The organism is Longispora urticae, assembly GCF_053902585.1.
The window spans coordinates 480,190-499,535 of record NZ_JAQZSH010000035.1; the positions used below are offsets into that span (position 1 = coordinate 480,190).

22 protein-coding genes, 1 tRNA gene and 1 other RNA gene are annotated in these 19,346 nt (G+C 70.2%); 14 read left to right on the forward strand and 10 right to left on the reverse strand.

Annotation, left to right across the window (positions count from 1 at the left end; all coding sequences use genetic code 11):
* From PT931_RS24915 to PT931_RS24930, 4 genes are all read right to left on the reverse strand, one after another.
* A complete protein-coding gene (locus PT931_RS24915) occupies window positions 1–840 on the reverse strand; it encodes a sulfurtransferase (protein WP_456248096.1) in 840 nt (279 codons plus the stop codon).
* A gap of 164 nt (window positions 841–1,004) precedes the next feature.
* Complete coding sequence (locus PT931_RS24920; protein WP_363729929.1) at window positions 1,005–1,079, reverse strand: putative leader peptide; 75 nt, start codon at window positions 1,077–1,079, stop codon at window positions 1,005–1,007.
* A gap of 51 nt (window positions 1,080–1,130) precedes the next feature.
* Entirely contained in the window at window positions 1,131–1,856 is a 726-nt protein-coding gene (locus PT931_RS24925; RefSeq protein ID WP_456248097.1) for an LmeA family phospholipid-binding protein, read from the reverse strand.
* Window positions 1,857–1,892: 36 nt separating this feature from the next.
* Complete coding sequence (locus PT931_RS24930; RefSeq protein WP_456248098.1) at window positions 1,893–2,723, reverse strand: hypothetical protein; 831 nt, start codon at window positions 2,721–2,723, stop codon at window positions 1,893–1,895.
* Between the two features lie 153 nt (window positions 2,724–2,876).
* Here PT931_RS24930 and PT931_RS24935 point away from each other — a divergent pair, with 153 nt between their 5' ends.
* The 7 genes from PT931_RS24935 to pstB all read left to right on the forward strand — a co-directional run bounded on the left by PT931_RS24935 (window position 2,877) and on the right by pstB (window position 10,082).
* Window positions 2,877–3,581, forward strand: a complete 705-nt coding sequence (locus tag PT931_RS24935; RefSeq protein WP_363729850.1) for a winged helix-turn-helix transcriptional regulator — start codon at window positions 2,877–2,879, stop codon at window positions 3,579–3,581.
* Complete coding sequence (mshD, locus tag PT931_RS24940) at window positions 3,578–4,489, forward strand: mycothiol synthase (RefSeq protein ID WP_456248099.1); 912 nt, start codon at window positions 3,578–3,580, stop codon at window positions 4,487–4,489. The genes PT931_RS24935 and mshD overlap by 4 nt, the downstream gene beginning before the upstream one ends.
* Before the next feature lie 42 nt (window positions 4,490–4,531).
* The gene (locus tag PT931_RS24945; protein ID WP_456248100.1) at window positions 4,532–6,010 is read left to right on the forward strand and encodes a hypothetical protein; all 1,479 of its coding nucleotides are present in this window, start codon (window positions 4,532–4,534) and stop codon (window positions 6,008–6,010) included.
* Window positions 6,011–6,187: 177 nt separating this feature from the next.
* Window positions 6,188–7,291 (forward strand): phosphate ABC transporter substrate-binding protein PstS, encoded by a 1,104-nt coding sequence (pstS, locus tag PT931_RS24950; protein WP_456248101.1) that lies wholly within the window; start codon window positions 6,188–6,190, stop codon window positions 7,289–7,291.
* Complete coding sequence (gene pstC, locus PT931_RS24955; RefSeq protein WP_456248102.1) at window positions 7,291–8,256, forward strand: phosphate ABC transporter permease subunit PstC; 966 nt, start codon at window positions 7,291–7,293, stop codon at window positions 8,254–8,256. Before pstS ends, pstC begins: the two co-directional genes overlap by 1 nt.
* Window positions 8,256–9,299: a phosphate ABC transporter permease PstA gene (gene pstA / locus PT931_RS24960; RefSeq protein WP_456248212.1), complete on the forward strand. Its 1,044-nt coding sequence runs from the start codon at window positions 8,256–8,258 to the stop codon at window positions 9,297–9,299. The genes pstC and pstA overlap by 1 nt, the downstream gene beginning before the upstream one ends.
* Window positions 9,300–9,305: 6 nt before the next feature.
* Window positions 9,306–10,082, forward strand: coding sequence for a phosphate ABC transporter ATP-binding protein PstB (gene pstB / locus PT931_RS24965; protein WP_456248103.1), 777 nt, complete (start codon window positions 9,306–9,308; stop codon window positions 10,080–10,082).
* A gap of 31 nt (window positions 10,083–10,113) precedes the next feature.
* Here the strand turns inward: pstB and PT931_RS24970 are convergent, their stop codons facing one another.
* Entirely contained in the window at window positions 10,114–10,839 is a 726-nt protein-coding gene (locus tag PT931_RS24970; protein ID WP_456248104.1) for a hypothetical protein, read from the reverse strand.
* A gap of 51 nt (window positions 10,840–10,890) precedes the next feature.
* Between PT931_RS24970 and PT931_RS24975 the strand changes: the two genes are divergently transcribed.
* The gene (locus tag PT931_RS24975) at window positions 10,891–11,406 is read left to right on the forward strand and encodes an RNA 2'-phosphotransferase (RefSeq protein ID WP_456248105.1); all 516 of its coding nucleotides are present in this window, start codon (window positions 10,891–10,893) and stop codon (window positions 11,404–11,406) included.
* Window positions 11,407–11,581: 175 nt separating this feature from the next.
* On the opposite strand, the gene PT931_RS24980 is transcribed toward PT931_RS24975, so the two are convergent.
* The gene (locus PT931_RS24980) at window positions 11,582–12,739 is read right to left on the reverse strand and encodes a thiolase family protein (protein WP_456248106.1); all 1,158 of its coding nucleotides are present in this window, start codon (window positions 12,737–12,739) and stop codon (window positions 11,582–11,584) included.
* Between the two features lie 23 nt (window positions 12,740–12,762).
* Between PT931_RS24980 and PT931_RS24985 the strand changes: the two genes are divergently transcribed.
* The 3 genes from PT931_RS24985 (at window position 12,763) to PT931_RS24995 (ending at window position 14,407) form a co-directional block, all read left to right on the forward strand.
* A complete protein-coding gene (locus PT931_RS24985; protein ID WP_456248107.1) occupies window positions 12,763–13,548 on the forward strand; it encodes a GNAT family N-acetyltransferase in 786 nt (261 codons plus the stop codon).
* Entirely contained in the window at window positions 13,545–14,180 is a 636-nt protein-coding gene (locus tag PT931_RS24990; protein ID WP_456248108.1) for an NUDIX hydrolase, read from the forward strand. Before PT931_RS24985 ends, PT931_RS24990 begins: the two co-directional genes overlap by 4 nt.
* A 65-nt stretch (window positions 14,181–14,245) precedes the next feature.
* Complete coding sequence (locus PT931_RS24995; RefSeq protein ID WP_456248109.1) at window positions 14,246–14,407, forward strand: hypothetical protein; 162 nt, start codon at window positions 14,246–14,248, stop codon at window positions 14,405–14,407.
* A 200-nt stretch (window positions 14,408–14,607) separates the two neighbouring features.
* Here PT931_RS24995 and PT931_RS25000 read toward each other — a convergent pair whose 3' ends face one another.
* From PT931_RS25000 to PT931_RS25010, 3 genes are all read right to left on the reverse strand, one after another.
* Window positions 14,608–15,597, reverse strand: a complete 990-nt coding sequence (locus tag PT931_RS25000; RefSeq protein WP_456248110.1) for an anion permease — start codon at window positions 15,595–15,597, stop codon at window positions 14,608–14,610.
* Window positions 15,594–16,220: a DUF47 domain-containing protein gene (locus tag PT931_RS25005; RefSeq protein ID WP_456248111.1), complete on the reverse strand. Its 627-nt coding sequence runs from the start codon at window positions 16,218–16,220 to the stop codon at window positions 15,594–15,596. The genes PT931_RS25000 and PT931_RS25005 overlap by 4 nt, the downstream gene beginning before the upstream one ends.
* 115 nt (window positions 16,221–16,335) lie before the next feature.
* Window positions 16,336–17,181, reverse strand: a complete 846-nt coding sequence (locus PT931_RS25010; RefSeq protein WP_456248112.1) for a polyphosphate kinase 2 family protein — start codon at window positions 17,179–17,181, stop codon at window positions 16,336–16,338.
* A gap of 31 nt (window positions 17,182–17,212) precedes the next feature.
* Here PT931_RS25010 and PT931_RS25015 point away from each other — a divergent pair, with 31 nt between their 5' ends.
* Window positions 17,213–18,100 carry a sigma-70 family RNA polymerase sigma factor gene (locus PT931_RS25015; RefSeq protein WP_456248113.1) on the forward strand — a complete coding sequence of 296 codons (888 nt, stop codon included), beginning with the start codon at window positions 17,213–17,215 and terminating at the stop codon, window positions 18,098–18,100.
* A 199-nt stretch (window positions 18,101–18,299) separates the two neighbouring features.
* Window positions 18,300–18,791, forward strand: a complete 492-nt coding sequence (locus tag PT931_RS25020; protein ID WP_456248114.1) for a DUF402 domain-containing protein — start codon at window positions 18,300–18,302, stop codon at window positions 18,789–18,791.
* Between the two features lie 149 nt (window positions 18,792–18,940).
* Here PT931_RS25020 and ffs read toward each other — a convergent pair.
* Window positions 18,941–19,037: signal recognition particle sRNA small type (gene ffs, locus PT931_RS25025), an RNA gene on the reverse strand.
* Window positions 19,038–19,098: 61 nt separating this feature from the next.
* Between ffs and PT931_RS25030 the strand changes: the two genes are divergently transcribed.
* A tRNA-Ser gene (locus PT931_RS25030) sits at window positions 19,099–19,183 on the forward strand.
* Window positions 19,184–19,346 lie beyond the last annotated feature (163 nt).

The following is a 19,346-nucleotide window of genomic DNA, read 5'->3' on the forward strand; positions in this document are numbered from 1 at the left end:
CTACTTACCTCCAGGGTTGTCGCCGAGGGCGACGGGAACGCCCACCAGCGAGCCGTACTCGGTCCAGGATCCGTCGTAGTTCTTCACGTTCTGCTGCCCGAGCAGCTCCTTCAGCACGAACCAGGTGTGCGAGGAACGCTCGCCGATCCGGCAGTACGCGATGGTCGGCTTGTCCTCGAGATCCGCGTAGAGCGCCTGCAGCTCCGCGTCGGACTTGAAGGTGCCGTCCTCGTTGGCCGCCTTCGACCACGGGACGCTGATGGCGGTCGGGATGTGACCGGCGCGCTGCGACTGCTCCTGCGGCAGGTGCGCGGGGGCGAGGAGCCGGCCCGCGTACTCGTCGGGGCTGCGCACGTCGACCAGGTTCGCGACGCCGATCGCGTCGAGCACCTCGTCGCGGAACGCGCGGATCGACAGGTCCTGCGGCTGGGCCGCGTACTCGGTCGGCTTGCGGTCCGCCACCTCGGTGGTGAGGGCCCGACCGTCGAGCTCCCACTTCTTGCGGCCGCCGTCGAGCAGCTTGACGTCGCCGTGGCCGTACAGCTTGAAGTACCAGTACGCGTAGGCGGCGAACCAGTTGTTGTTGCCGCCGTACAGGATCACGGTGTCGTCGTTGCTGATGCCCTTGGAGGACAGCAGCTCGGAGAACTGGTTCTGGTCGACGAAGTCGCGGCGGACCTGGTCCTGCAGCTCGGTCTTCCAGTCCAGCCGGACGGCGCCGGGGATGTGCCCGGTGGCGTATGCGGCGGTGTCCTCGTCGACCTCGACGAAAACAAGGCCGGCCTGGTCGAGGTTCTGCTCCGCCCACTCGGCGGAGACGAGCGCGGTGTCGCGGCTCATAGAGTTGCCCCTTTTGTGCATAGATTAGGTGGTGTGGGGATGCGACGCCACGACCGAACTCTGCCGGAATACAGAGTTCGGCTGCACAGAAGAACAACGGAGATCTGGCCGGAACGGCCGGGGCTCACAGCTTCAGGGGCGCCGCGTCGAAGAGACGGGTCTACTCAGCCCTGACGACACAGTGCGGCGGCGACTCGACACAAGTCGATCGCCCGGCGCTTCGTGAGCCGCATAGCCATAGTCAGGGACCTTAGCAGGGGCGGCCAGTCAACTGAAGGGTGAGTCGGGTCTCAGCCCGACAATGGCACGTTCAGTGCGCTTGCGTGCACTGTGAGTCCTTCGTTCCCCGTCTCGATCTTCTCGAGCTTCAGGTCGTAGGGCAGGGTCGGCAGCGCGATGTCCTGGGACAACTTGGAGGCCAGTGCCCGCAGCAGCGCCTGCGCGCCCGGGGGCAGCGCGCCGCCGTCGGCCTGGAAGTCCGTGACCGTGAGCCGGACCCGGCCGTTCTCCAGGGCCACCGTGCCGGTCGCGACGACCCGGAACGTCTGGCCGGCGACCCGGAACGGGGTACGCAGCTTGAGCTTGCCGTTCTCGGCGGTGATGGTCAGGTCGGCGTGCTGGAGGAGGCCCGCGATGGAGGAGTACGGCACGGTGCCGGTGCCGGTGACCTTCGCGGCGGTCACCTCGCCCGTACCGGAGGCCAGGGCGGACACGTCGGCCTTCACCCCGGTCGCGCGGACCGTGAGGTCGGTGAGCGCCACGCCCTGGGACTTCAGCCCGGCGGCGTGCACCTCCACCGCGTCGAACTCGCCGCCCGCGGCCTGGGTGAGGAAGGGGAAGCCCTCGATCGTGGCGTCCGGCTTGCCCGTGGCCGTGATGTCACGGCTCTTGAGCTGCTCGGCGACCTTGTCGGCCAGCACGTTCTCCGCGACCATGGCCAGCACCCGGTCGGCGGCCACGAGGGCGATGCCGAGGATCACCACGACGATCACCACGACCTTCGCCCACTTGGGCATGGTCCGACGCTCGCCTGGCCGATGACTCTTCACGGATTAGACCCCTTGGATCAGAACGCTCGCCACGTACGCCACGGGGATCGCCACCGCGAACGCGGTCACCGGTCCCCGCGCCGAGGCTAGCCAGTTCGTCCACTCACTGCCACTCTCGTCCCCTTCGAAGTACGCGACCGCCAGATCAGCGAGCACGGCGGCACCCGCTGTGACGACGCCCATCAGGACGGCGTGCAGCACCGGCAGGTCCGTACGCAGCTGCGCGGCGGCCACCGCGACCCCGACCCCGGCCGCGATCCCGAGCAGCAGGCCCAGGATCGGACGGGGCACGTCGGGGGCCAGCCGCGGGCCGACCGGCACGATGTCCACGATCCGGGCGACCGCCACCGCGGCGCCGGCCGCGAGCAGGCACACGCCCAGGGTGCGGGCCCCGCTGTCCTGTCGAATGAGGACCAACGCGACCGGGAACCCCACGACCAGCACGTTCAGGGCCAGGTTCGCCGCGAACGCCTCCGTGAGCCGGGCCCGGCCGTCGCGCCGGGCGAGCTGGCCGAAGACGGCGAGCAGGAAGCCGCTGGCGAGCGCGTACGCCACCGGGGCCAGGGACGTGCTCGTCCACAGCACCGCGCCGAGGTCGGCCAGCGCGCCGACGAGCAGCGCCACGCCGCCCACGAAGGGCCAGCCGGCCGGCCTGGTCGCCTTGAGCCAGGTGGCCACGCAGAGGGCCTGGACGGCGAGCAGGACCCCGGCGTACACCCAGTGGTCCTGGCGGGCGCCGGCCAGCAGCAGTCCGGTGAGCAGCACGGCGATCCCGGCCAGCACCAGGGACCGGAGCTTGTACACCGGGACCTTGTGCACCTCGCCGGAGGCCAACGCCTCACGCCTGGCCTGCCGCGATGTGTGGCGGCCGGCACGACGCGGCGGTTCGTTCAAGGCTATGTCAGGGGCGGTCACCTTGTTATTCTCGTTGCATCCGCCCGCCACTGCAGCCGGGGTAGCGTTTTATTGCGCCCGGAGGTGACGAACGTGGAGATTCTGGTCCTGACGACCGCCCAGCTTCCCGTGCTGCCCGCCCTCGACCTTCTCCCGCACACGATCCGGGTGGCCGAACGCGACGTCCGGGCGCTGATGTCCGGTCCGAGCCCCGACGCCGTGCTCGTCGACGCGCGCCGCGAGCTGGCCGACGCCCGTTCGACCTGCCGGCTCCTGCACGCGACCGGCCTGGGCGTCCCGATGCTCGCCGTGGTCGAAGAGGCCGGCCTGATCGCCGTCTCCGCCGACTGGGGCCTCGACGACCTGCTGCTCGCCTCCGCCGGCCCGGCCGAGGTCGAGGCCCGGTTGCGGCTCGCGGTGGGCCGGCTCGGCGGCGTCGCCCCCGGCGAGGGGCTGATCAAGGCCGGCGAGCTGACGATCGACCCGGACACGTACGCGGCGAAGTTGAAGGGCCGGCCGCTCGACCTCACGTACAAGGAGTTCGAGCTGCTCAAGTTCCTCGCCCAGCACCAGGGCCGGGTGTTCACCCGCGACCAGCTGCTCCGCGAGGTCTGGGGCTACGACTACTTCGGCGGCACCCGGACGGTCGACGTGCACGTCCGTCGGCTGCGCGCCAAACTCGGCAGCGAGTACGAGTCGATGATCGGCACCGTGCGCCAGGTCGGCTACAAGTTCGTCACCCCGCCGTCGAGCCGCGAACAGGTCAAGGCACCGGAGCCGGTTACCGTTGCCCGGTGATCGTTGTAACGCGCGAGGCGCGGCTCACGCCTGACCAGGTCGACGAGGTGCTGGCGCTCGCGTCGGCCGCAGGAAACACCGACGGGGCGTACCCCCTGTCGGAGCATGTCGTTCTTCAGATCAAGTCGGGTGCGCCCGGCCAGCACGCGCTGGTCCGGGCGGGCGCGGACCTGGTCGGCTACGCCCACGTCGACACCTCCGACCCGGTCGACGGGCCGGCCGCCGAGCTGGTCGTGCACCCGCAGCACCGGCGGCGCGGGCACGGCCGCCGGCTGGTCGACGCCGTGGTGGCCATCGCGGAGGAGGCCGACCCCAGGGGCCGGCTGCGGCTGTGGGCGCACGGCGACCACCCGTCGGCCAGCGCCCTGGCGATCCGGCTCGGTTTCGCCCGGCACCGTTCGCTGTGGCAGATGCGCCGGTCGCTGTTCGCGCCGATCGAGGCCCCGCGGCTGCCCGAGGGGGTGGAGCTCCGGGCCTTCGAACCGGGCAGGGACGAGGACGCGTGGCTGCGGGTCAACGCCCGGGCGTTCGCGCACCACCCGGAGCAGGGCAAGCTGACCCGCGCCGACCTGGACCTGCGGATGGCCGAGCCGTGGTTCTCCCCGGCCGGTTTCCTGCTCGCGGTGCGCAGTGGGGAATTGCTCGCCTACCACTGGACAAAGGTGCACACCGACGGAAAAGAACCGATCGGAGAGGTGTACGTGGTGGGCGTCGACCCGGACGCCCAGGGCCTCGGACTCGGCAGGGCGGTCACAGTGGCCGGATTGCGCCATCTCAGGGATCTTGGTCTATCTCAAACAATGCTTTACGTGGACGAGGACAACCCGAACGCCGTGAAGCTGTACGAAAAACTGGGCTTTTCCCGTTGGACGGTCGACGTCGGTTTCCAACGCATTACAAACACGTGATGTCCCTTCCACTGCCCTCCGGTTACGGCCAGTATCAATGCCATGCTGGAGGGGTCGCCGCCTGAGGAGTACGTGGACTTCGTCTCCACGCACGTGGGGCAACTGCGTCACGCCGCGACCGCCTACGTCGGACACGACCAACAGACCGAGTCGGCGCTCCGCGAGGCCCTCGGCGCGCTGGCCACCCGGTGGAAGAAGCTCCCGGAGGGCCAGCGGCTGCCGTTCGTGACCCACCGGCTGGAACAGAACCTCCAGGAGTGGCGCGACGACCCGCACGGCGGGCACCTGGACATCGGCGCGGCCGGTGGCGAACCGGTGCAGGTGGGCCTGCGCGGCCGGTCCTGGGTGCAGACCCCGGAGCAGTTGGCCGCCGCCGCGTGGGCCGGCGCGGGGCTGATCCGCCGGCGCCGGTTCCTGATCGGCGGCGGGGCCGTGGCCCTGGTCGGGCTGTTCGCCGTGAGCAGCCAGGTCACCACCACGCCCGCCCCCGAGTCGACCGTCGAACCGCCGCCCGCCTCGCTGCCGAAGGTCGTCTCGTTCGTCCCCGAGCCGGCCGAGCTGTCGGTGCTGCCCCGCCGGTCGACCCCGTTGCCCACCCAGCTCAAGCCGCCGGCCGAGGCGCCGACGCTGGCCAGCCGGCCGACGCCCCGGGCGCTGGCCCTGGTCGCCAACGACATCGGCGTGTTCGTGCTGGGCGCCGACGGCGAGTACCGGCTCGTGCAGTTCCTCGACCCGTCCATCCCGGGCTGGGTGCAGCCCAGCTCCCTGTCCGCGGACGGCACCCGGGCCGCGTTCGGCCAGCGGGGCGTGATCTTCGTGGCGGACATGCCGACCGGGGTGGTCCGCCGGTTCGAGGTGAAGGGCTTCCACGCCCAGTTGACCTGGCTGCCGGACGGCCGGCTGCTCAGCGCGGACGGCGCCCGGTCCCGGGTGTTCGACCCGACGGCGGTCGTGGCCCGCCCGGTCGCGTACGACGTGTCCTCGGTGGCGGTCGGCTCCGGCCCGGATCTCGTGGTGCTCGACCACACGATCGGGGGCAGGGCGCCGTCGATCTCGGTCTGGCCGGCGAGCGCCACCGAGGCCGAGCCGCCCAGTTCCGAGTTGGCTCCGCTGCCCACCGGCGCACCGCGCCAGGTCACCCCGATCGCCGTGAACGACGGGTTGCAGTGGGTCGGGTTCTGGGAGGGTACGGCGTGGCTGCGCGGGGACCTGATCGTGCGCGCGGCCAACGCGGGCTCGATGCGGGTACCGGCGAAGAAGGGTTTCGGCACTCCGCAGTTCGCCACGGTCGTCGTCGACCGGTCCGGAAAGGTGCGCGGAGTGCTCGTCCAGCAACTCCTGAACAGTTCCATTCCATCGGCGCCGGTCGTTCTCGGCTGGCTCGCCGACGGCGTCGTCCTCGTCCGTCTGGGGGATCCCAGCTATCGGCCGTTGGTCGCATGGGACGTGAACTCCGGGAAGTTGTCCCTGGTCAGCGGCTTGCACTCGGCGGACAGGGTTTCAGTTCCGTCGTTGTCCTGACCTGTCACCCGTGACCTCGTTAACGTGACATACATCTCGCCAACAGCACGGCGTCACCCTGAGCGCTAGACCTGTTCACTCTTCGTTCACCCGACTTCGGGGAACCCGCAACCTGGCGCTCTTAACGTCCCAGGCATCCGGTGAGTAAGCCGGCTCCCTGCGTTGAGAGGTACCGAAGTGAAGCTCCAGCGGCTCGGCATGATCGCCGGCGTAGGCCTGACGGCGACGCTAGCGCTGACGGCATGTGGTTCGGACAACACCCCGACTCCCGGTGCCAGCAACTCCACGGCCGCCGCCAAGATCGAGTGTGCGACCGGCTCGCTCGCCGTGGCTGGCTCCTCCGCGCAGAAGAACGCGATGGCGGAGTGGATCAAGAACTACACCACCGCCTGCCCCGGCGGGAAGATCGAGTACAACGGCAACGGCTCCGGCGCCGGCATCCAGGGCTTCACCGCCAAGACCGCCGACTTCGCCGGCTCCGACTCGGCCCTCAAGGACACCGAGCAGGGCCCGGCCGACGCCCGGTGCGTCACCGGCAAGGCCGTCAACCTGCCGATGGTCACCGGCCCGATCGCGATCGTCTTCAAGGTCGACGGGGTCGACAACCTGTCCCTGAAGCCGGCCACCATCGCCGGGATCTACTCGGGCAAGATCACGAAGTGGAACGACCCGCTCATCGCGGCCGACAACGCGGGCGTCAAGCTCCCGGAGACCGCGATCCAGTCCGTGCACCGCTCGGACAGCTCGGGCACCACGGACAACTTCACGGACTACCTGACCTCCGCCGCCAAGGACGCGTGGACGTTCGGCAAGGCCAAGGAGTGGAAGGCCCCGGGCGGCGTCGGCTCCAAGGGTTCCGACGGCGTCGCGGCTGACGTCGCGAAGACCTCCGGCTCCATCGGCTACGTCGAGCTGTCGTACGCGGAGTCGGCCGGCCTGAAGATCGCCAAGGTCTACAACGCGTCCGGCGCGGCCGTCGCGCTCACCCCGGAGGCCGCCGCGGCGACCGTCGCGAGCGCCAAGGTCACCGGCACGGGCGACGACCTGAAGCTGAAGATCGACTACAACACGACCGAGGCGAAGGCGTACCCGCTGGTCCTGGTGACCTACGAGATCGTCTGCACCGCGGGCAACACCGACAAGGCCCCGCTGATCAAGTCCTTCCTGACCTACACCTCCAGCAAGGACGGTCAGGCCGTGCTCACCAAGCTGGGCTACGCCCCGCTGGACGAGACGGTCCGGGCCAAGGTCGCAGCGGTCGCGGCGAAGATCGCAGCCTAATGCTGCCGAGTACGACCACCGAGCCCGTCGCCGGGGAGCTTCTCCCCCGGCGGCGGCGCTTCGGCGCGGAGACCATCTTCCGGTGGCTGACCACCGGCGCGGGCGTCACCGTCCTGGTGATCATCGTGGCCATCGCGACGTTCCTGATCGTGAAGGCCATCCCCGCCCTGAACGCGAACAAGGAAAACTTCCTCACCTACGAGGGCTGGTTCCCCAACGACGCGAACCCCAAGTTCGGCATCGCGTCCCTCGCGTTCGGCACTGTGCTGTCCGCGACGATCGCGCTGCTGCTCGCGGTGCCGGTCGCGCTCGGGATCGCCCTCTTCCTGTCGCACTACGCTCCGCGCCGGGTGGCCACGGCCCTCGGTTTCGTGATCGACCTGCTCGCCGCGGTACCCAGCATCGTGTTCGGTCTCTGGGGCCGGGAGTACCTGGTCGGTCCCGTCGCCGAACTGTCGACCTGGCTGAACGAGAACCTGGGCTGGCTGCCGATCTTCGGCGGCGACGGCCCGTTCGGCAAGTCGGTGCTGCTCGGCTCGGTCGTGCTCGCCATCATGGTGCTGCCGATCATCACCTCGCTCTCCCGCGAGGTGTTCATGCAGACCCCCACCGCGAACGAAGAGGCGGCCATCGCCCTCGGCGCGACCAAGTGGGAGATGATCCGCACCTCCGTCCTCCCCTACGGCCGCCCCGGCATCATCGCGGCCGTCCTGCTCGGCCTCGGCCGGGCGCTCGGCGAGACCATCGCCCTGGCGATGACCCTCGGCGCGGGTTTCCTCATCTCGTTCAACCTGATCGAGGTCGGCGGCAACTCCATCGCCGCCAACATCGCCAACGGCTTCGGTGAGGCGGGCGAGATCGGTCGCGGCGCGCTCATCGCGTCCGGTCTGGTGCTGTTCACCATCACCCTGATCGTCAACATGACCGCCCGGATCATCGTGTACCGGCGGAGGGAGTTCCGGTGATGGTCGCACTCACCGCACGCAGGTTGCCCCGGTTCGCACCGGCCGGCGTCGGTGCGGCCGCCGTGGTCGTGGCCGCCGCGCTCTGCTTCGGGCTGGGCCTGGGCGGCGTGGTCCTGACGGGCCTGTTCAGCGCGGTCCTGTTCGTCGTCGGCCTGTACGTCGCGACCCGGATCGTCGAGGGCCCCCGGGCCGCCCGGAACCGGGTTGCCACGTCGTTCATCTACGGCGCGTTCCTGCTGGCCCTGATCCCTCTGGTCTCGGTCATCGTCACGGTGCTGACCAAGGGCACGGCGCGGCTGGACGGCAACTTCTTCGGCACCTCGATGAACCTGATCACGGCGCGCGACGCGCACGGCGGGGCGTACCACGCGATCATCGGGACCCTGGAGCAGGTGGCCATCGCGGTGGTGATCGCGGTGCCGCTGGGCATCCTCGGCGCGGTCTACATCGTCGAGTACGGCCGGGGCAAGCTCGCCAAGGCCATCCAGTTCTTCGTGGACGTCATGACCGGCATCCCGTCGATCGTGGCCGGCCTGTTCATCCTGGCCTTCTGGGTCATGGTGATCACCCCGATGTTCTCGGCCGACGGCCGCCCGGTGCTCTCCGGCTTCGCGGCCTCCCTGGCGCTGGCGGTGCTGATGCTCCCGACCGTGGTCCGGTCCACGGAGGAGATGCTGCGCCTGGTGCCGAACGAGCTCCGCGAGGGCTCGTACGCGCTCGGCATCCCGAAGTGGAAGACGATCACCAAGATCGTGCTCCCGACCGCCGCCCCCGGCATCGTCACCGGCGTCATGCTGGCGATCGCCCGGGCCGCCGGTGAGACCGCCCCGGTGCTGCTCGTGGCCGGTGCGAGCAAGGCGATCAACTTCGACCCGTTCTCCAGCCAGTCCTCCCTGGCGCTCTACGTGTACGACCAGGCCACCGACTCCTCCAAGTTCGCCCCCGGGCGGGCCTGGACCGCGGCGCTCACCCTGATCGTCATCGTTCTGACCCTGACCGTCGCGGCCAAGCTCCTGGCACGCCGCAGCAAGCTCTCGAGGTGACCTGAGATGGCCAAGCGCATCGAAGCGGCCGGAGTGACCGCGTACTACGGAGCATTCAAGGCGATCGACAGCGTCAGCATGACGATCGAGCCCAAGTCGGTGACGGCGCTCATCGGGCCCTCCGGCTGCGGAAAGTCCACGTTCCTGCGGTCGATCAACCGCATGCACGAGGTACTGCCGGGCGCGCGCGTCGAGGGCCGCCTGACGGTCGACCACCAGGACGTGTACGGCCGCGACGTCGACGTCACCGCCGTGCGCCGCATGATCGGCATGGTGTTCCAGCGCCCCAACCCGTTCCCCACAATGTCGATCATGGACAACGTGGTGGCCGGGCTGCGGCTCAACGGGGTGCGCGGCAAGGCCACCCTGGAGGAGGCCGCCGAGAAGGCGCTGCGCGGCGCGAACCTGTGGAACGAGGTCAAGGACCGGCTCAAGAAGCCCGGCGGCGGGCTGTCCGGCGGTCAGCAGCAGCGGCTGTGCATCGCCCGGACCATCGCCGTCGAGCCGCAGATCGTGCTCATGGACGAGCCGTGTTCGGCCCTCGACCCGATCTCCACGCTCGCGATCGAGGACCTGATCTCGCAGCTCAAGGACCGCTACACCATCGTGATCGTCACGCACAACATGCAGCAGGCGGCGCGGGTGTCGGACCGGACGGCGTTCTTCTCCATCGAGAAGACGGGCGACCCGGGCCGGCTGGTCGAGTACGACGACACGCAGAAGATCTTCACCAACCCGACCGAGCGCAAGACCGAGGACTACATCACGGGCCGGTTCGGGTAGAGGATCCGCCCATCGGGGCCTGTGCGAACACTCAGTGTTGGCGCAGGCCCTGCACCGTTTCCGCGGAAACCATCAGCCCTGGAAAGACGGCCCTGCCAAAGGTTGTTTCGCGCAAAGCCTCGAACCGGGATCCGCTCGACGGCATGAGTTCCAGGTTCTCCCACTCGCCACGTAGCTCCTGGCACAAGCGGGCGAACCGCGAAGCACTCGCCGCTCCCACCGACTTGCTGACATCCAGATTCCGCACCTTCCAGACGCCGGCCGCCTCTCTTCGCCTGCTGTTCAGCGGAGGGCGCAGGGCAAGCTGCAGGTGATGCTCCAGCGCGAGGCCACAGACGGCGAGCCCGTCGTTTCGGGGCTCAGGACTCTTCTTTCTGGGCAATGAATCCAGAACGGCTATCTGCGCCAGGTCCTCAGGGTCGAGCAGTTCCGGCCACCGAACCACGACGATCCGCTCCCACAACTCGGGTGGAACGGTGTTCGCCAGATGGTGGCTCTCCCCCACCAGGAGGTCTCGGAGTCGACGGTTGGCATCCAGGGTTTGCCCGATGTAGACGAGGCGCGAACCGCTGAGGTAGACACCGTAGAGCACCGGTCCTGTGATCTCGGGTGACTTGGGCGGGCCCACCAGCGCGTTGGCCACCCGGTGGGCGAAGGCGAAACGTCGTTCCTGCCAGTTCTCCAGAAGCTCACGGCTACCGGTCAGGCCACGCAGGGCGTCGAGCCAGTTCTCGAAGGAGCTATCCGTGTCCCGCATCCGTCGAATATCCCATCGCCCGCTGTCGGCCGGCTCACTAGGTTGCAGGGTATGGACGTAGTAAAGGTCAGCAAGCGGATGTCGAAGGCACTGCGGCACCAGCCCGAGCGACTCGGCCTCACCCTCGATTCCGCCGGCTGGGTCGACGTGGCCGACCTGCTCGCCGCGATGCACCTCACCCGGGAGCAGCTCGACGTGGTGGTCGCGGAGAACAACAAGAAGCGCTTCGAGGTCGTCGACGGGCGGATCAGGGCCAGCCAGGGGCACTCCGTGGACGTGGACCTGGGGTATGAGCCGGCCGAGCCCCCTGCCGTGTTGTACCACGGCACGCCCGCCGGGAACGTGGCCGCGATCCTCGCGCAGGGGCTCCTGAAGGGCAACCGGCACCACGTGCACCTGTCGGGGGACACGGCGACGGCGGTGCAGGTGGGGGCGCGGCGCGGGCGGCCGGTGGTGCTGACCGTGCACGCCGGGCGGATGGCCGCCGACGGGCACGTGTTCTACCGGTCGACGAACGGGGTGTGGCTGGCGGAGCATGTGCCGGCGGAGTACGTGACGGCCGAGTAGCCCCGGACCAGCCGACGACCACACGCCGGGCTCCGGTTCCCAGGTCGGCCGGCCAGCTCCCGTCCGGCACTGGTTCCCCCGTCGGCCCCGGCCTGCCCCAGGCCGGCAACCCCGAAACCCATCCGACGGGTACCGCGCGGGCGGGCTCCCCACGCGGCCCCGACGAGGCGAAGCGCTACTCGACCTTGACCACCATCGCGGTCCCCTGCCCGACCCCGATGCACGCGGCCGCGACCCCGTACCCGCCGCCGCGCCGCTTGAGCTCCCGGCACAGGTCCACGATCACCCGGGGTGCCGACGCCCCCAGCGGGTGCCCGATCGCGAGCGCCCCGCCATGCGGGTTCACCTTGTCCCGGTCGATCTTCAGCAGGGTCAGGCAGGACAGCACCATCGCCGCGAACGCCTCGTTGATCTCCCACACGTCGATGTCGTCGGCCGTCAGCCCCGCCTTGGCCAGCGCCTTCTCGATCGCGGGCACGGGCGCGACGGAGAACCGGTCGGGCTCCACGCCCACGGTCGCCGAGGAGATGATCTGGCCCATGGGGCCGCCGAGTTCGTCGGCGACGGCGCGGTTGCCCATCAGTACCGCGATGGCTCCGTCGTTGATCGGGGAGGAGTTGCCGGCGGTGACCGTGCCGTCCTTCGTGAACGCCGGCTTCAGGGCCGCCAGCTGCTCGATCGTCGACGCCCGGATGCACTCGTCGCGGGTGACGTCGCCGACGGGGAGGACGTAGTCGTGCAGCCCCTGCTTCCAGGCCTCAGCGGCGAGGGTGTGCGAGCGCAGCGCCCACTCGTCCTGGTCGGCGCGGCTCACGCCCAGTTCGGCGGCCACGGACTCCGCGCAGGCCCCGAGCGACCGGGTCCAGGTGTCGGGGAACTGCGGGTTGACCATCCGCCAGCCGACCTGGGTCTGCACCAGCTCCATGGACGGCGGCAGGTGCTTGTCGGGCTTGGCCAGCACGAACGGCGCGCGGCTCATGCTCTCCACCCCGCCGGCGAGCATCACGGTGGCGTCGCCGGAGCCGATGGCGCGGGCCGCCTGGGTGATGGCCTCGCCGCCGGAGGCGCACAGCCGGTTGACGGTCACGCCGGGCACGGTCACCGGCAGGCCGGCGAGCAGGGCGGCCATCCGGGCGACGTTGCGGTTGTCCTCGCCCGCCCCGTTGGTGTCGCCGAGGATGACGTCGTCGATCCTCGCCGGGTCCAGGCCGGGCGTACGACGGAGCAGCTCGACGATCGGCAACGCTGCCAGGTCGTCGGTGCGGATGTGCGAGAGACCGCCGCGGTGCTTGCCGAAGGGGGTCCGCACGGCGTTGATGAGGTAGGCGTCCACGGGGCAGAGCCTAGTCTGGGGGCGTGACCGAACTTCTCCAGCTCGAGGCGTATTTCGACGCCGTCCCCCGCACGGCCGCGCGAACGGAGACTTATGGGCCTCTCACCCTCTTTGTCACCATTGACGGCGGCTGGCCCTACTACGCCCGCCCCGGCCTGGGCCTCGACGCGTCGATCACCGCGGCGGACGTGACCAAGGTCCGGGACCGCCAGCGCGAACTGGGCCTGCCCGAGACGTTCGAGTGGGTGGCCGAGCTCACCCCGAGCATGCGGGAGGCCGCCGAGGAGGCCGGGCTGCGGGTCGAGGCCCACCCGATCCTGGTGCTGGACCAGCTCAGCGCCGACCCCGTGGACGACCGGGTCCGGCGGGTCACGGCCGACGACCCCGACCTGGGCCGGGTGCGCGGCGTGCAGAACGTGGGCTTCGGCACCCCGGGCACGGCGGTCGGCGCGGCCGGCGCCACGGAACGCGACACGGCCGTCGTCGACGGGGAACCGCTGGACGCGCTGCGCGCCAGGATCAGGGCCAACACCACCATCGTGTACGCGGCGTTCGGCCCCGAGGGCCCGGTGGCCGCCGGCATCCACCAGCCCGTGGGCGAGGTGACCGAGATCGTCGGGGTGGCCACGCTGCCCTCGGCGCGGCGCAGGGGCCTCGGCGCGGCCGTGACCCGGGCGCTGGCGGCCGACGCGCTGTCGTCGGGGGTGCGCACGGTGTTCCTGTCGGCCGGCGACCCGGACGTGGCCCGGCTGTACGAGCACGTGGGCTTCCGCCAGGTCGGCACCGCGATGACGGGGGAGCCGGCATGACCGACCCGGCGCGCGTCCTCCCCGACTGGCTCGTCGAACGGGCCCGAGCCTGGGCCGAGCTGCCCGGCACCCCGGTGCAGCCCCGCCGGGCGGCGACGGTGGCGATCCTGCGGGACACCCCGGCCGGCCCCGAGGTCTACCTGTTCCGCCGGGCCACCACGATGAAGTTCGCCGCCGAGATGCACGCGTTCCCCGGTGGGGCGGCCGAGCCGGAGGACCCGGACATCGTGGCGACCGCCGTGCGCGAGGTGCTGGAGGAGACCGGGCTGCGGCTGACCGACCTGGTGCCGTGGGCGCGCTGGATCACCCCGGAGTTCGAGCCGCGCCGGTACGACACCTGGTTCTTCGTGGCGGCGCTGCCGGAGGGCCAGGCCCCCGAGTACTTCGAGGGCGGGGAGGCCGACCACGTGGTCTGGCTGCGCCCGGCCGAGGCGGTGGCCCGGCACGCGGCCGGGGACCTGGCGATGTTGCCGCCGACGGCGGAGACCCTGCGCGAGCTGTCCGGACTGCCCGACGTGGCGGCCGTGCTGGCGGCGGCGGCCGGCCGGGACGCGGAGACCCCGATCGTGCCGCGCGCGGTGGTCACGGCGGACGGCGCGCGGATGGTCCTGCCCGGCGAGCCCGGATACTGACCGGTAACGGGGGATTTGTCGCTTAGGCTACGGGCGAAGAGTCGCGCGTGGCGAAGGGGGCGGGGATGGCCAAGCAGGACGCATGGGAGTCGACGACGGATCCGACGGTCGACGACGGGGCGGTCCACGGTGGGCGCGGGAAGAAGATCGCGCTCCTCGTCGGCGCGCTCGCCCTCGTGGGCGCCGGGCTGGCGCTGACGAAGGGCCGCAGGGCCCGCAAGGCCTGACCGGGCCCAGAACGCGGAAGGCGCGGCACCCCCACCAGGGATGCCGCGCCTTCGCCTTGTCCGTCACCGGCCGGAAACGTGCCCTTCGCGGGCCGGAAGCTGCCCCGCAGCGGGCCCGAAGCTAGCCCAGAGCGGGCCCAGAGCGGGCCCGACGCTAGCCCAGAGCGGGCCGGAAGCTGCCCCACAGCGGGCCGGGCCGGCTACGTGAACCGCGTGAACACGAAGTAGGCCAGCGCCGCCACCGCCGCGGCGGCAGGGAACGTCAGCACCCAGGCGACCACGATGTTGCCGGCCACCCCCCAGCGCACCGCCGACAGCTTCTTGGTCGCACCCACGCCCATGATCGCCGAGGTGATGGTGTGCGTGGTCGAGATGGGCGCGCCGTAGCCGATCGCGGCGACGTACAGCACAGTGCTGGCCGCCGTCTCCGCGGAGAAGCCCTGGGCGGGGCCCAGGTCGATCACCTTGCGGCCGAGGGTCTTGATGATCCGCCAGCCGCCCGAGTACGTGCCCGCCGCCAGGACGGCCGCCGTCATGAAGTACACCCAGAGCGGAATGTGGGTCAGGTTGTCCTGCACGCCGCCGGCGTAGAGGGCGAGCACCACGATGCCCATGGTCTTGGCCGCGTCCTGGAGGCCGTGGCCGAACGCCATCCCGGCCGCCGACACGGTCTGGGCGAGCCGGAAGCCCCGGTTGAGCTTGCCCGGGTGCCCGTTGCGGAAGATCCACATCACCGCCAGCATCACCAGGAAGCCGAGCCCGAAGCCGACCACCGGGGACACCACCATCGGGATGAGGACCTTCTTGATGATGCCGTCCCAGAGCACGACCGTGCCGCCCGCCAGCGCCGCGCCGACCAGCCCGCCGATCAGGGCGTGCGAGGAGGAGGACGGCAGGCCGTAGTACCAGGTGATCAGGTTCCACACGATCGCGCCGATCAGGCCGGCCCCGACCACCGCCAGCACCGGCTTGTCGATGATGCCCTTGCCGACCGTGGCGGCCACCTTCGCGCCGAAGAACGAGCCGAGCAGGTTGCCGAGCGCGGCCATGCCGAGGGCGATCCTGGGCGTCAGGGCGCGGGTGGAGACCGAGGTGGCGATGGCGTTCGCGGCGTCGTGGAAGCCGTTGGTGTAGTTGAAGCCCATGGCCAGCGCGATCACCACGATCGTGCCGACGAGTTGGGCGGTCATGACTCCTTGACCGAGATCGTCTCGATGGTGTTCGCCACGTGCTCGAAGGCGTCACAGGCGGCCTCCAGCTCGTCGGCGACCTCCTTCATCTTCAGCACGGTCAGGGCGTCGTACTCGCCCGAGAAGAGCCGGACCAGCAGCATCCGGTACGCCTTGTCGCCGGCGTTCTCCAGGCGGTTGATCTCGACCCAGTAGTCCTTGAGGCCCTTCATGCCCTTCAGGCCCGGCATGGCGGCCGCGGTGACCCGGGCCTGCTCGTTGATGACCTCGACCAGGTCGTGCATCTCCCGGGGCAGGTTCGGCAGGCTGGTCAGGCCGTAGAGGTACACCAGGCTGCCGACGGCCTCGATGTGGTCCATGCAGTCGTCCAGCAGCGAGCCGAGCCGGTAGATGTCCTCCCGGTCGAACGGCGTGATGAACGAAGAGTTGATCTTGTTGTACAGCTCGTGCGTGATCTGGTCGCTGTCGTGCTCGACGTCGACCAGGCGCTCGGCGACCGACGGGATGTCGACCTCCGGCAGTCCCAGCTCGCTCAGGATCTCCGCGCCCTTGACAAGGTTCTGCGCGGCCCGACTGAAGAACTCGTAGAACGCGTCCTCGCTGGGACGAAGCTTGAATCGCACGGCAACCTCATGAGCGTGTATGGGCAGGTCCTGGGGAATGCTAGGCACTACCTCGGCGGCAGTTACAGGCGCGTACCCTAATTTGTCAACGATTCAACGCCAGTTCACCTGGCGTTCACCCGCTGGACTCCAGACGTTTGACCTCCTTTTTCAGATCAAAGTCTGGTTTAGGGTACTTCAGGTCGAGGCGCTCGAACGCCTCCCTCAGCAGGGTCGCCACCGCGTAGTTCCGGTACCACTTCCGGTCGGCCGGCACCACGTGCCACGGGGCGGCCTCGGTCGAGCACCGCTCCAGCACCGCCTCGTACGCCTCCTGGTAGTCGTCCCAGAACGCCCGCTCGTCGATGTCCCCCGGGTTGTACTTCCAGTGCTTCGTCGGGTCCGTCAACCGCTCGGCCAGCCGTTTGCGCTGCTCCTCCTTGGAGATGTGCAACATGACCTTGACCAGGGTGTACCCGTCGGCCACCAGCTCCGCCTCGAACCGGTTGATCGTGTCGTACCGCCGCGCCCACACCCGGCGGGGCACCAGGTCGTGCACCCGGACGATCAGCACGTCCTCGTAGTGCGACCGGTTGAACACGCCCACGTACCCGGCCGGCGGCAGCGCGTTGCGGATCCGCCACAGGAACGGGTGCTCCAGCTCCTCCTTCGTCGGCGGCCCGAAGCTCACGATCCGCAAGCCGAGCGGGTCGAACTGGCCCACCACGTTCTTCACCGTGCCGTCCTTGCCCCCGCAGTCCATCGCCTGCAGGACCAGGAGCACCCGGCGCGGATCCGAGCCGGCCTTCGCGTCCGCGTACAACATCTCCTGGTACGCGGCGAGCTCCGCCCCGATCAGCGACACCTCGACCCGGGACCACTGTTTCGGGTCCTTTCTCGACGTGACCCCGGGCGTGCCGCGCGGGTCGATGTCGGCGAGACGCACACCCGGTCGCGCCCTGAGCAGGTCGGAGGTCAACATCCTGCAATCCTGCCCCCGTTACGGTGTCCGTGTGGACGTTTTCGAGGAGCACCGCCCCCACCTGTTCGGCGTGGCCTACCGCCTGCTCGGTACCCGGGCCGACGCGGAGGACGCCGTCCAGGAGACCTGGCTGCGGTACGCGGCCGCCGACCAGGCCACCATCAACGAGCCGCGCGCGTGGCTGACCACCGTCACCGGCCGGATCTGCCTCGACGTGCTGCGCTCCGCCCGGGTCCGCCGCGAGGCCTACATCGGCCAGTGGCTTCCCGAGCCCCTCGTCACCCGCCCGGCCACCGACCCGGACCCGGCCGACAGCGTCACCCTCGGCGAGGACATCAGCATGGCGCTGCTCGTCGTACTGGAGACCCTCGGCCCCGAGCAGCGCGCCGCCTTCGTCCTGCACGACGTCTTCGGCGTACCGTTCGAGACCCTCGCCGAGACCCTGGGCACCACCCCCGCCGCGGCCCGCCAGCTCGCCACCCGCGCCCGCCGCGCCGTCGCCGACGGCCGCACCCGGCACACCACCAACCGCGCCGAACAGGAGAGGGTCGTCGGCGCGTTCCTCAACGCGGTCCAGGGCGGTGACCTGGAGGGCCTGCTCGCCGTCCTGGCCCCGAACGTCGTCGTCACCGGCGACAGCAACGGACTCGCCCCGGCCGCCGCCACCCCGATCGGGGGCGCGCTGCGGGTGGCCCGGTTCATGCTCGGGCTGGCCCGACAGGGGCGGAAGGCCCAGGCCTCCGCCGAGCTCGTCCACGTCAACGGAGACCTCGGACTGCTCATCCAGGACGGGACGTCCACGGTCGTGATGTCGTTCGCCATCGCCGACGGGACGGTCACCGCGATCTACGACCAGCTCAACCCGGAGAAGCTCCGGCACCTGCCCCAGGCGGATCCGACCCGCTCGATCGCCTTCTAGGCGGCGCGGGCAGCTCCCCACGCTCCGGGAACCGCCGACGCCCGACGCCCGGGTGCGGCCGGCCGGGGTCCACGTCCCGGGGCGCCGGGCACCCCGTACCCGTCGAACGGGTTTGATCGTCGCCCTGGTGAACGGGAGGTGACGGGCCCCGGCCCGGGATGTGACGGCTGTGACCGGAGTCTCCGGTTAGTGTCTACAGATGGAGACTTTCGTTCGGTACACGAAATACGACGGCAGTCTGCACTGGAACCACCCGGCGACCTATCTGGGTGAGGACCAGCACGGGACGTGGCTCGGGATCCCGGCCGGCGCGACCCTCCTGCGGGACACGACCCCGAAGACGCTTTCGTATAAATTTGTCATGCTTTTCCCCCGGGACGCGTGGTGGACGGCCTGCTTCAACGCCCAACCCACCCGCACCGAGCTGTACTGCGACATCACCACCGTCCCCGTCCTCACCCCGGACGAGGTCACCATGGTCGACCTGGACCTCGACGTCACCCGGTGGCGCGACGGCACGGTGAACCTTCTCGACGAGGACGAGTTCATCGAGCACCAGGTGAAGTACGACTACCCGCCCGAGGTGGTCAAGTCCGCGCAGGCCTCGGCGGACTGGCTGTTGCGTGCCGTGCGGGAGCGGCAGGCGCCCTTCGACGGGATCCACGAGGAGTGGTTGCGGCTCGTGCCGTAGACGCCGGCGGCGTGGCGCGTGGCCGGCGGGTCGCTCCTGGGCTGGCCGGCGACGCGGCTCGGGGCCGGCGGATCGCTCCTGGGCTGGCCGGCGGCGCGGCTCGGGGCCGGCGCGGCCTGGAGGGAAGCACCGGGGCTGGCCCGGGAAAAAATAAGGGCCCCCCGTGCACCCGTCAGAGCCCGCTTATCCTTGCTGCCTTCCGGCCCTGGGGAGGTTCACGAGATACACGCCGCACGAGGAGCTTCGACAACCATACCGGGGAGTCCCGGAATGCGCGGACCGGGGGGCATCCTGTAGCCTCTCCCACGGAGGATTCGCCTAGTGGCCTAGGGCGCACGCTTGGAAAGCGTGTTGGGTGAAAGCCCTCACGAGTTCGAATCTCGTATCCTCCGCACGGAAGCGAGGCCCGTACCCACCGGTACGGGCCTCGCGTGTTTCCACCGCCCCGCGTCCCCGACGATGGACAGCAGACGGGCGGCCCGGCCTGCACCCCCTCCCCCGCTATGCTGCGGCACAGATCCGGAGCCGGCGCCCCGCAGACTCCGACGATCCCGC

Excerpts from the sequence above, each read along its gene's own strand:
- PT931_RS24915 (WP_456248096.1), bottom strand. The coding sequence starts at position 840 with ATGAGCCGCGACACCGCGCTCGTCTCCGCCGAGTGGGCGGAGCAGAAC.
- PT931_RS24925 (WP_456248097.1), bottom strand. The coding sequence starts at position 1,856 with ATGCCCAAGTGGGCGAAGGTCGTGGTGATCGTCGTGGTGATCCTCGGC.
- PT931_RS24945 (WP_456248100.1), top strand. The coding sequence starts at position 4,532 with ATGCTGGAGGGGTCGCCGCCTGAGGAGTACGTGGACTTCGTCTCCACG.
- pstC (WP_456248102.1), top strand. The coding sequence starts at position 7,291 with ATGCTGCCGAGTACGACCACCGAGCCCGTCGCCGGGGAGCTTCTCCCC.
- pstA (WP_456248212.1), top strand. The coding sequence starts at position 8,256 with ATGGTCGCACTCACCGCACGCAGGTTGCCCCGGTTCGCACCGGCCGGC.
- pstB (WP_456248103.1), top strand. The coding sequence starts at position 9,306 with ATGGCCAAGCGCATCGAAGCGGCCGGAGTGACCGCGTACTACGGAGCA.
- PT931_RS24970 (WP_456248104.1), bottom strand. The coding sequence starts at position 10,839 with ATGCGGGACACGGATAGCTCCTTCGAGAACTGGCTCGACGCCCTGCGT.
- PT931_RS24975 (WP_456248105.1), top strand. The coding sequence starts at position 10,891 with ATGGACGTAGTAAAGGTCAGCAAGCGGATGTCGAAGGCACTGCGGCAC.
- PT931_RS24990 (WP_456248108.1), top strand. The coding sequence starts at position 13,545 with ATGACCGACCCGGCGCGCGTCCTCCCCGACTGGCTCGTCGAACGGGCC.
- PT931_RS24995 (WP_456248109.1), top strand. The coding sequence starts at position 14,246 with ATGGCCAAGCAGGACGCATGGGAGTCGACGACGGATCCGACGGTCGAC.
- PT931_RS25000 (WP_456248110.1), bottom strand. The coding sequence starts at position 15,597 with ATGACCGCCCAACTCGTCGGCACGATCGTGGTGATCGCGCTGGCCATG.
- PT931_RS25010 (WP_456248112.1), bottom strand. The coding sequence starts at position 17,181 with ATGTTGACCTCCGACCTGCTCAGGGCGCGACCGGGTGTGCGTCTCGCC.
- PT931_RS25020 (WP_456248114.1), top strand. The coding sequence starts at position 18,300 with ATGGAGACTTTCGTTCGGTACACGAAATACGACGGCAGTCTGCACTGG.